The organism is Actinospineispora spinosispora DSM 44797, assembly GCF_000429025.1.
Taxonomy (GTDB): domain Bacteria; phylum Actinomycetota; class Actinomycetes; order Mycobacteriales; family Pseudonocardiaceae; genus Pseudonocardia; species Pseudonocardia spinosispora.
Genome location: NZ_AUBB01000021.1, coordinates 220615 through 231207, shown reverse-complemented (window position 1 = coordinate 231207; position 10593 = coordinate 220615). Strand labels below are relative to the sequence as shown.

11 protein-coding genes are annotated in these 10593 nt (G+C 68.9%); 2 read left to right on the top strand and 9 right to left on the bottom strand.

All coding sequences use genetic code 11. The features are described from left to right. Positions 1-97 precede the first annotated feature (97 nt). Positions 98-766 carry a TetR/AcrR family transcriptional regulator gene (locus G406_RS45830; protein WP_084215915.1) on the bottom strand — a complete coding sequence of 223 codons (669 nt, stop codon included), beginning with the start codon at positions 764-766 and terminating at the stop codon, positions 98-100. A gap of 86 nt (positions 767-852) precedes the next feature. Between G406_RS45830 and G406_RS0109640 the strand changes: the two genes are divergently transcribed. Both G406_RS0109640 and G406_RS53805 read left to right on the top strand, forming a co-directional pair. Beyond that, positions 853-1035 carry a hypothetical protein gene (locus G406_RS0109640; RefSeq protein ID WP_028933664.1) on the top strand — a complete coding sequence of 61 codons (183 nt, stop codon included), beginning with the start codon at positions 853-855 and terminating at the stop codon, positions 1033-1035. 327 nt (positions 1036-1362) lie between these two features. Then, positions 1363-1959 (top strand): tetratricopeptide repeat protein, encoded by a 597-nt coding sequence (locus tag G406_RS53805; protein WP_028933663.1) that lies wholly within the window; start codon positions 1363-1365, stop codon positions 1957-1959. Positions 1960-2019: 60 nt separating this feature from the next. On the opposite strand, the gene G406_RS45825 is transcribed toward G406_RS53805, so the two are convergent. From G406_RS45825 to G406_RS0109590, 8 genes are read right to left on the bottom strand one after another with little or no spacing between them, the layout of a single operon-like run. Next, a complete protein-coding gene (locus G406_RS45825; RefSeq protein WP_064742878.1) occupies positions 2020-3129 on the bottom strand; it encodes an MCE family protein in 1110 nt (369 codons plus the stop codon). Next, on the bottom strand, positions 3129-4304 hold the full coding sequence (locus G406_RS45820; RefSeq protein ID WP_037075803.1) for an MCE family protein: 1176 nt from the start codon (positions 4302-4304) through the stop codon (positions 3129-3131). The genes G406_RS45825 and G406_RS45820 overlap by 1 nt, the downstream gene beginning before the upstream one ends. Continuing rightward, a complete protein-coding gene (locus tag G406_RS45815) occupies positions 4301-5461 on the bottom strand; it encodes an MCE family protein (RefSeq protein ID WP_037075801.1) in 1161 nt (386 codons plus the stop codon). Before G406_RS45815 ends, G406_RS45820 begins: the two co-directional genes overlap by 4 nt. Then, positions 5458-6498, bottom strand: coding sequence for an MCE family protein (locus G406_RS45810; RefSeq protein ID WP_037075915.1), 1041 nt, complete (start codon positions 6496-6498; stop codon positions 5458-5460). The genes G406_RS45815 and G406_RS45810 overlap by 4 nt, the downstream gene beginning before the upstream one ends. Then, complete coding sequence (locus tag G406_RS0109605; RefSeq protein WP_028933662.1) at positions 6495-7535, bottom strand: MCE family protein; 1041 nt, start codon at positions 7533-7535, stop codon at positions 6495-6497. The genes G406_RS45810 and G406_RS0109605 overlap by 4 nt, the downstream gene beginning before the upstream one ends. Next, positions 7532-8842, bottom strand: coding sequence for an MCE family protein (locus G406_RS45805; RefSeq protein WP_051341864.1), 1311 nt, complete (start codon positions 8840-8842; stop codon positions 7532-7534). Before G406_RS45805 ends, G406_RS0109605 begins: the two co-directional genes overlap by 4 nt. Further along, positions 8839-9723, bottom strand: a complete 885-nt coding sequence (locus G406_RS0109595; RefSeq protein ID WP_084215914.1) for an MlaE family ABC transporter permease — start codon at positions 9721-9723, stop codon at positions 8839-8841. Before G406_RS0109595 ends, G406_RS45805 begins: the two co-directional genes overlap by 4 nt. Before the next feature lie 4 nt (positions 9724-9727). Then, complete coding sequence (locus tag G406_RS0109590) at positions 9728-10522, bottom strand: MlaE family ABC transporter permease (protein WP_028933660.1); 795 nt, start codon at positions 10520-10522, stop codon at positions 9728-9730. Positions 10523-10593 lie beyond the last annotated feature (71 nt).

The following is a 10593-nucleotide window of genomic DNA, read 5'->3' as shown; positions in this document are numbered from 1 at the left end:
GGCGCTCCCGTGCCGGCGAGGTAGCGGGCCCGCCCTCGGCCGGGAAGTCGGTCGGTCCTGCTCGAATCCCCTCCACCCGGGCCGGTGACCGTCCGCCTCACTGGCGACGCAGGAACAGCCTCGTGACGATCTCGAGGTGCTGAGCGGTCGTGACCGGCGGGGTCGGGGGCACCGTCAGACCGTCATGCGGGCGAAAGCCGTTGAGCGTGAACGCCAGCTGCCTGCGCCACATCTCCGGCGCCACGCCCTCGGACGCGGGGATGAGGACCAGCACCGCGTTCAGCGCGGACAGAACGTCGCCCAGCGCGACCTCCCGGTGCACCAGACCCTGCCGCTGTGCGCGCTCCAGAAGCTCCCCCATGACCTTGTTGCCGTGTTCCCACTGCGCTTCACGGGCGGCCGGATCCGACATCATGACCGCCATCAGCTCGCCGATGGCGCGATTCGCCGCGGTGAACTCGCACGCGTTCTCGAAGTACCTGGTCAGTGCGAGCCAACCGTCCTCGATCAGCAGCGCCTGTTCACCGACGCGCCCGATGGACTCCCGTGCCTCGTCGTACAACGCGGTGTGCAGGTCCGTCCGGCTCGGGAAGTGGCGGTAGAACGTCCCGTCGCCCACGCCCGCACGACGGGTGATCTCGACCAGCGGGGCGCCGAGACCCTGCTCGCCGAACACCTCCCGCGCCGCGTCCAGGATGCGCTGCCGGTTGCGCTGGGCGTCCCGACGCTGGGCGGGGCGTCGCTCGGCATCTGTGACCACAGTCACTGCTCACAGAGAATTGGAGAACCCACTCCGGTACTGTAGCATCGCCCTATAGACGGAGACATATCTCCGTTTAAGAGGGATCGGCTATGACCACGACGATCGACCAGAACTCCGTCATGCTCATCACCCCAATCCTCTGGCTGTGTGTGCTCGGCCACGGCCTGCATCTCATGGCGTCCATGACCCCGGACACGACCGTGACCCGCGCGCCGCCGCCGCCGCCGTCGCCGGTATCGGCACGCTGGGCACGTCGGCGACCGCGCAGCTGATCAACGACCGCGGCGCGCTGCTCGACAGCGGAGCCCAAGCACTCCCCCAGGTCTCCGGCGCCGCCGACCAGGGCGCCCCGGCCTACTGGGCATGTACCAGGCGCTGCACAACAGTGTGTTGATCACCACATACAACAACGGCCTCTACATATCCAGCCTGGTCGCCTTCGGCGGAGTCGCACTCGCGTTGACCATGAAGGGCGGTCGCCCCGACCCCGGCGCCGCGGTTCACGTAGAAATGTAAGTAGCAGTTAAGGGAGGGCAGGTGCACGACCCGTGTGGAAACTGAGGCACCCGGCGGACCGCGACAGGCCGCGGCGTCCGGCCATGTCCCGACGGCTACGCAAGGGCGACCTCATCGAGGGCCAGATCGCCATCACTCACGCGAACGACCTCGTCGGCCAGTTCGAACAGACGAAGAACGTCGCGGCTCTGCGTGACGCGGTCAGCTCCTACCGTCGCGCGGTGATCACGGTTCCCGCGGAGCACGCGGAGCACGCCACCGCGCTCAACAACCTGGGTGCCGCGTTGCAACGGCTGTTCCAGCAGACCGGCGACCTCAGGGTGCTGGAGGAGGCCGTCGAGGTGGGACGCACAGCGGTGACGGCCACTCCGAGCGACCACGCCAGCTACGCGGTTCGCGTCAACAACCTCGGCAATGCGTTGCAGCGGCTGTTCGGGCGAACCCGAAACCTGGTGCTGCTGACCGAGGCGGTCGACATGGCGCGCCTCGCCGTGGCCACCTCGTCCACCGACCACCCCGATCACGCCAGCTACCTCAAGAACCTGGCCGACGCGGCGCACATGCTCTTCAAACAGACCTACGACCCCGAGCTGCTCGCCGAGGCACGCCTGGCGACCAAGGACGCGGCGACGACGCTGCGTCGCGCCCACGCGATCGACCCCATGGAGACTTCCGGCTGACGCCGGACCCGAACACCGGGATGCCTCGTCACGGCACCCCGGTGCGACGCGGACCGGTGGCTAGTGTCCCGGAGTCGGCGCGTTCTGTGAGCCACGAACGTTCGTGGGGCTGCCCTTGGGCTCCGCGCAGTGCACCTTCTTGAGCGGCTTGCCCGGGCTCAGGTCGTCCGCGCGGCGCTTGTCGGTTCCCTCGTAGCCCTTCTCGCAGGGCGGCGGATCGTAGATGTTCAGCACCAGCCCGAGGTGGCCCCGACCGTCCGGGGCGAGCGTCGGTCCGATCATGGTGACCATGGGCAGCGACACGAACAGCTGTTTCAGTGCCGCGGAGCGCGGCTCCGCCACCCGGGTCAGTTCCAGCGAGTTGGACACGACGTCCGCGAGTGGCGGGCCGACCTCACGCACCACCCACTGCACCTGGTCGGCCGTCTCCGACGAGTCGGTGATCACCGTGCGCAGGTCCGGATCGGACTTCTTCAGCTGCGCGGCGATCTGCTGCAGGCCTCGGCTGAACGTCCGGATGTCGCCGCTCTGCTGCCGTTGCGTCCGCAGCACGGTCTGTGCGTTGTTCGCCAGAGCCACCGTCTGCGGTAGGTGTTCGTTCGCGGTCTTGATGAACGCACCGGCGCCGTCGATCAGCTGTCGCATCGCGGGCCCGGTGTTCGCGAACCCCGCGCCCAGCTCAGCGACCACGGTGCGCAGCGAGTCGGTCGGGACGCTCGACACCAGCTGGTCCACGTTCGTCAGCACGTCGGAGGGCCGAGGTGGCAGCGCGGTGTGTTCCCTCGGGATGACCGAGCCTGCTCGCAGGAACGGTCCGGTGTCGTGTTCGGGGCGCAGGTCCACCGTCTGCTCACCGATGGCGGAGCGGTCCGCCACCACCGCACGGGTGTCGGCCGGGATCGGGGGCGCGCTGTGTTCGATGTTCAACTCGGCCGTCACACCGTCTGGGCTCAGCCGCAGCGCTGTGACCTGGCCGACCGCGACACCGCGGTACGTCACCTCGGCGTTGGTGAAGATCCCGCCCGAATCGGCCAGCTCGGCGGTGACCCGGTAGCCACCGCCGCCGAAGTAGCGGTCGAGGCCGACGTAGCTGACTCCCGTGTAGGCGATGCCCACCACCGCGATGAGGGCGAACAGCATCAGCTGGATCTTGATGCGGCGAGTCAGCATCAGCGGCCTCCGGTGAGCGGCGACAGCAGTCCGGTGATGTCCGACGGTGGTGTGTCGGGGTCCTCGGGCTTCGTCGGAGATGCCGGGAGAAGGTTCCCGAGCACGCTGGGCAGCGGCTGTGCCGGAGTGCCCGGAATGGGGACGATCGGCTGTCCGGCGCGGATCAGGTTGCCCAGCGTCGAGCTGAGGTCGAGATCCACCTTGACGTCCGCGTTGAAGAAGTCGCCCTTGAGCGACTTCATGGCGTAGTCCGGGTACGGGAAGGTGAGGAGGATCTGCAGCGAGTTGGGGATGTCGTTGCCCGACTTCGCCAGCTGACGAAGGGTCGGCCGCAGCGCCCGCAGGTCGGCGAGCACGTCGTCGCGGCTGCGGTTCACCGTGTCGACGGCGACCCCGGACAACGTGTCCAGCGACTTGAGCATGTCGACGAGTTCGGTGCGCTGCTCCTCGAGCACCGCCAGCCCGGGTCCGAGCTTGTCCAGGGTGGTGTTGATGTTCCCGGTCTGCCCGGCGAGCGTGACCGACAGCCGGTCGAGCCCGTCGATGGCACGCACGATCGTGTCCCGCTGGGCGTTGAGCTGGCCGGTGAACCGTCCGATCTGGCTCAACAGGTCCCGCAGTTGCGGCTCGTTCCCGGTCGTCGTCGCGTTGACCTCCCGGATGACGTCCTGCAGCTGGCCGAGCCCACCACCGTTGAGCAGCAGCGATAGGGCCCCGAAGACCTCTTCCACCTCCGGGTAGCGGCGCGTTCCGCTGATCGGAATGACCGCGCCGTCGCGGAGCCGCCCGGAGGCTTCGGCTCCCTTCGGCGCTTCCAGCTCGACGAACTTCTCACCGAGCAGGCTCGCGGAACGCAGCTCGGCACGCGAGGTGGCGGGCAGCGTCACATCGCCGTTGATCAGCAGGGTCACCAGCGCGACCGAGCCGTCCGGCGCGAGGTTCACCTCGTCCACCTTGCCGATCGGAACGTCGTTGAGCCGCACGCTTGCCTGCGGGACCAGATCGAGAACGTCGCCGAACTGGGCGACCACCCGGTAAGGACGGTCGCCCAGGTCCGCGCCGCCGGGGAGCGGAGCACCGTACAGACCCGCCTGACCACAGCTCGCGATCAGCGGCAACACCGATAACAGCACCATCCCGGCACGTATCCGGGACGTGCGCGACCGAAGCTTCATCGGGTTCCTCCCGGCAACGGCAGCGCGCCCTTCTGCAGGTCTCCGAGCGTCTGACCCACTGTGGGGAGGGGAAGCAGCTTGTCCAGCCCCTGGGCTGTCCGCACGCAACCGTCGCGCAGCAGGGAGGGCACCGAGTCCGGGGTGTAGCGCTGCAGGATCGTGCACACCAGCATGTCGGGGGTCAGGCCGAACTCGTCGACCGCGAGGCGCACCGCGACGGAACCGGACGCCGCGTCGTAGGAACCGAGGAAGTTGGACGCCCCGAGCGGGGCGACGTCGATCACCTCGCTGAGCGCCTTCTTCTCGTCGGCCAGCGCCCTGGTGATCCCGGTCAGTCGATGCACGTTGGACGACACCAGCTCACGGTTCTCCCCGACGAAGTCGTTGACCCGCCCGAGCGCACCGGCGAGCGAGTCCAGCGTGTGACCGACCTGGTCGCTCTGTGAACCCAGGTTCGAGCTCACCGCGGCCAGCCTGCTCTGGAAGTCGCGCACCTGCGCGTCGCTCTCGGCCAGCGTCCCGGTGAACTTGTTCAGGTTGTCGATCGTGGCGAACAGGTCACCCCGCGAGTGCGACAGCGTCCCGGCCAGCGCGCCCAGCCGTGTCAACGTGGCGTTCAGGTCGGTCCCGTTGCCGCGTAGGTTCGCGGCAGCGGTGTCGACCGCGGCGGACAACGCACCGGTCTTGTTGGCCCCGTCCGGCCCCAGCGCGGTCGACAGCTGGTTCACGCTGTGCAGCAGCTCGTCGATCTCGACCGGGGTCTCGGTGCGCTCCCGGGGAATCACAGTGCCGGACCGCATCACCGGTCCATCGACGTAGGCCGGCGTGAGCTGCACGTACCGGTCGCTCACCAGGCTGGAGGCGACGACCGCCGCCGACGCGTTCGGCGGGATGGGGAACTCGTCGTCGACGGTCAGCGCCACCCTCACCACCGAGCCCGCCGGCGTCACGTCGGTCACCTTGCCGACCTTGACCCCCAGCACTCGCACGTCCGAACCCGCGTACAACCCGACGGCCCGGTCGAAGTAGGCGGTGATCACGGTGCCGGACGGCGCACGCAGCAGCCACCAGCCGGTGGCCGCCACCAGCAGCGCGACCACACACACGACGGCCATCACCGTCGTCCTGCTCGTGCCCCGCGTCTCGACCGCGTTCACTTCCTACCCCCTGACGGCAGTGGTCCGTCCTTGGTCTCCGGCGGCCCACACGTGCCGGGATTGAGCTGCAGACCCTGCACGTTGATCGTGGGCGAGAGCAGGCCGCACAGGGCGCCGTCGAACCACCGTCCGTTGCCGACCAGGTTGTTCGAGGCGCGCACGTACGGGGCCAGCGCCGCGACGCCGTGGGACAACGCGTCCTGATTGCGCTGCAGCAGCTTGGTCACCCCGTCCAGTTCCTCCAACGCGGGGTTGAGCTGGTCCTGGTTGTCCTGCACCAGTCCGCGCAGCTCGTCCGCGAGGCGCTGGGTGCCGACCAGCAACGTGTTGATCGCGTCCTTGCGCCGGTTCAGCTCGTCCAGCAGCCGCGAGCCGTCCGTGAGCAGCGTGCCCACCTGCTCGTTGCGGCCGGCCAGCACACCGCTGACGTTGCTGGCGCTGGCCAGCAGTGCGGTGAGCTGCTGGTCGCGCGAGGCGATGGTCTCGGACAGCCGCGACAGCCCATCGAGGGTCTTGCCGAACTCGTCCGGCGTGTTGGCGAAGGTCGTGGCCAGCACCCGGAAGCTCTGGGCCAGCTGGGTGGTGTTGATCTGGTCGACCGTGGTGCTCAGCTGCCCGAACGCGTCCGGAATCTCGAACGGTGTGCTTGTGCGGGCGACCGGGATCACCGTGTCCGGGTCCTGGTCCCGTGAACCGGCGGGAAGCACTGCGAGGAACTTCTCCCCCAGCAGCGTCTTGATCTCGATGCCGACCCGGCTCTGGTCGCCCACCCGAACCCCGTCGACCCGGAAACGGACGACGACGCGACCCTTGTCCAACCCGACCTTCATGACCTTGCCGACCCGGATGCCCGCGACCCGCACCTCGTCGTCGACGCTCAGCCCCGCCGACTCGGCGAACTGGGCCGTGTACTCGGTACCCGCGCTCCCGATGAACGGCAACCGCTCGGCATAGAAGGCGGCGAGCGCGACCGCCACGATCAGCACGAGGGTGACACCGCCGACCACGGCCTGGTTACGTTCTTTCAGCGACTTCATGGGCCGCACCGCACCGGACGCTGGGTCGCGGGCAGCGGGTAGATCGGCAGCGTGATGCCGATCGAGGACACCGATACCTGACCGGATATCTGGCAGAGGTAGAAGTTGAACCAGCTGCCGTAGCCGACCGTGCGGGTCAGCCTCTCCAACTTCGGCCCCCACTCCACCAGTGCTTTGTCGACAACCGGAGAGTTGTCGTTCAGTGTGCCGCTCAGCTGCCCGAGGGCCGCGATGTCCGCCTCCAGCGGCGCCCGCGCGGGCCCGACCAGACCGGCCGTCGTCTTCGTCAGGTCGCCGATGGCGCTGACCGCGGAGCCGATCGGCTCACGATCCCGTGCCAGTCCGCTGACCAGGAGCTGCAGCGTGTCGATCATCTGGTCGAGCTGCGGTGAGTGTGCGCTGACGTTGCCGATGACCGTGTTCAGGTTGTCCACGACCCTGCCGATCACCTGGTCACGGTCCGCCAACGTGTTCGTCAGCGCCGCCGTGGTGCCCAACAGACCCTCGACGGTCGCACCCTCACCCTGGAAGACCTGGATGATCTCGTAGGAGAGCTGGTTGACGTCGGCCGGGTTGAGCGCCCGGAACAGTGGCTGGAAGCCGTTGAACAGGTCTGTCAGGTTCAACGCCGGCTGGGTCCGGGCCAGCGGGATCGTGGCGCCCGTCGCCAGTCTCGCCGGCGTCGGACCGGCCGGGGCGCCCGCGTCGAGCGACAGATACCGCTGGCCGATCAGGTTGCGGTACTTGATGGTGGCACGCACCGTCGCGGGCAGGGACCGGGCCGAGTCGACGTCGAACCCCACCGCCGCGTACTGGCCACCGGCGACCTCGAGCGAGGTCACCTGACCGATCTTGACCCCCCGCATGCGCACGTCGTCACCGGTCTGCAGCCCCGACGCGTCGGTGAACATCGCCGTGTAGCCGTTCGACGAGCTGAAGTTCGTGTTCGCGATCGTGGCCGCGAGCACTCCGGTCAGCAACACGGTCACCACCGCGAAGATCCCCAGCTTGATCGAGGGTCCCAGCACGCTTCTCACCGGTCACCACCGTCCAGCGGGCCGAGGAAGCCGGGCCCGCCCGAGCCCGAGGGCCCGGCGGACCCGTCACCGCCGAGCAGCGGCACGAGCGCCTGCCGGTCGGCGGGCGGTGGGCTCGTGACCCCCTTCGACGTGTCGTCGGTGCTCAGCCCGAGCAGGCCGCCGAGGCTCGGATCGGGCTGGTTCGACGCGGCCGGAGGCTTACGCGCGCCGTCCTTGAGCGGTCCGCCGGGTGCGTACTGCGGCGCGGTCGGTGTCTGGCTGTAGCACCGAGGGCCACGGTCGTCGGCGTTGATCGGGGTGTCGACACCCGGGAGGTACTTCCCCCGGCTCGCGGTGACCTCGATCGTGTAGCGCCCCTGCTCCGGATGTGTCGAGCCCTTCCCGAACACCGCCTCCGCGCGGGGGATGCCGGTCACCATCTGCCGGAAGACGCACGGGAACTCGGGCGAGTAGCGGGCGAAGATCTCCAGTGTGGGGCGGGCCGAGGCACTCAGCGCCACCAGGTTCTCCTGGTTCTCGTCGAGGAAGTCGGTCAGGTCACCGGATGCGTCGGTGATGCCGAGGAGCATGCGCCGCAGGTCGTCCCGCATGTCGAGGAACGTCTGGCTGGTCGTGCCCAGGTCGGCGAGCCCACCGAACAGCTGGGGCGCCGCGTCGGAGTAGGTGTCGGTGACCGGCCGCAGGTCGCTCAGCGACGCGAGGACCGCGGGCACCGCCGGATTGACGCCCTTCAGGTAGGTGTCGAGCCCGACCAGGGTCGTGCCGAGCGTCGTGCCCCGCCCGTGCAGCGCCTGGGACAGGGCGCCGAGCGTGCTCGCCAGCTGGGCGGGCCGCACGGCCTCCAACGTCGGCAACAGGTGGTCCATCACTTGCGCCACCTCGATCGCCGAGCTGGAGCGATCGGGAGGAATGACCGCACCGGCGGTGATCGGTGGCGCCGGACGGGCCGGGATGGACAGGTCGACGTAGCGCTCGCCGAACAGCGTCTTGGGCAGCAGGCGCGCGGTCACGTTGGCCGGGACGAGCTGTACCGAGTCGGGATCCAGCGCCAGCTGTGCCGAGGCGCCGGACGCGCTGGTCGAGACGGACCGGACCTCTCCGACCCGGACCCCGCGCACCTTCACGTCGGCGCCGGCGATCAGCTGGGTGCCGATGCGCTCGGCCTGTAGGGTCACCATCACCGCCGGAGTGAACGCCTTGCGGTAGATGCCGACGGTCACCGCCACGAATGCGACCATGACCGCCAGGAAGATGACACCCAGTACCTGGTAGCGGCGCCGCTCCTCGGGCGAGTAGCCGATCATCCGCCGATCCGAACAGTCGTGCTGGAACCCCAGATGGCCAGGCTGAGGAAGAAGTCGGTGAAGGCGACCAGGACGATCGACGTGCGCACCGCCCGTCCGACCGCCACACCGACACCGGCGGGCCCGCCGCGAGCGGTATAGCCGTAGTAGCAGTGCGACAGGATCACGACCAGGGCGAACACCATCACCTTGAGGAACGACCAGAGCACGTCGCCCGGCGGCAGGAACAGGTGGAAGTAGTGGTCGTAGGTGCCACCCGACTGGCCGTAGAACCAGATGGTGACCTGACGGGACGCGAGGTACGAGGCCAGCAGGCCCACCACGTACAGCGGGATGACGGCGGCGAAACCCGCGATGACCCTCGTGGTGACCAGGTACGGCAGGCTCTGCACCGCCATCACCTCGAGCGCGTCGATCTCGTCCGAGATGCGCATGGCGCCGAGCTGAGCGGTGAAACCGCAGCCGACCGTCGCGGACAACGCGAGCCCCGCCGAGAGCGGGGCCACCTCGCGGGTGTTGAAGTAAGCCGAGATGAACCCGGTGAGCGCGGCCGTGCCGAGCTGCTCCAGCGCGGAGTAACCCTGCAGGCCGACCACCGCGCCGGTGAAGAAGGTCATGCCGACCATGACGCCGAGCGTTCCACCGATGACCGCGAGCCCGCCGGTGCCGAAGCACACCTCGGACAGCAGGCGCAGGGTCTCCCTCGGGTAGCGGCGGATGGCACGTGGCGCCGACGCGGCGGTGCGGCCGTAGAAGGCCAGCTGCCAGCCGACGTCGGCCAGTGCGGTGCCGCGCTCGTCGATCGCGCGCGCCGCGATCGCGCTGAGCGACCTACGGGACGGCGGAACGATCGGGGAGACGACGGGGGTGGGACGAGTCATCGGATCAGAGCGCCTTCGGGGGGACGACCTGCAGGTAAATGCCGGTGAGAATGAGGTTGATCAGGAACAGCAGCAGGAACGTGATCACCACTGCCTGGTTCACGGCGTCGCCGACGCCTTTGGGCCCGCCTCGGGGGTTGAGCCCCCGGTAGGCGGCCACCACACCCGCGACGAACCCGTAGAGCAGCGCCTTGAACTCACTGATCCACAGGTCGGGGAGCTGCGCGAGTGCGTTGAAGCTGGCCAGGTAGGCGCCCGGGGTACCGCCCTGCATGACCACGTTGAAGAAGTAACCACCGAGCACACCGACGACGCTGACGAGTCCGTTCAGCAGCACCGACACGCCCATGGCCGCCAGCACCCTCGGCACGATCAACCGCTGTACCGGATCGACGCCGAGTACCTCCAGCGCGTCGATCTCCTCCCGGATCACCCGCGCGCCGAGGTCGGCGCACATCGCGGAGCCACCGGCACCCGCCACCAGCAACGCGGTGACCAGTGGGCTGGCCTGCTGCACGATGGCCAGCGCGCTGGCCGCTCCGGTGAACGACTGTGCGCCGATCTGCTGGGTCAGCGACCCGAGCTGCAGCGCGATGACCGCGCCGAACGGAATCGCCACCAGCGCGGTCGGCAGAATCGTGACCGAGGCGAACAACCACGCCTGCTGCAGGAACTCGCGCCACTGGAACGGACGCCGGGGCAGCGACCGCAGCACCAGCCAGGCCAGGGTCGCGAGATTGCCGATCTGACGCAGCGCGCGCACGCCGGGAAAGTCGGCCATCGTGGCCTGACGGGTCATGCCTGACTCCCGACGGTGTGAGGTGGTTGACATCGCAAGTGGGGCTGGTGTGGCAACGATTCGGCCTCGCC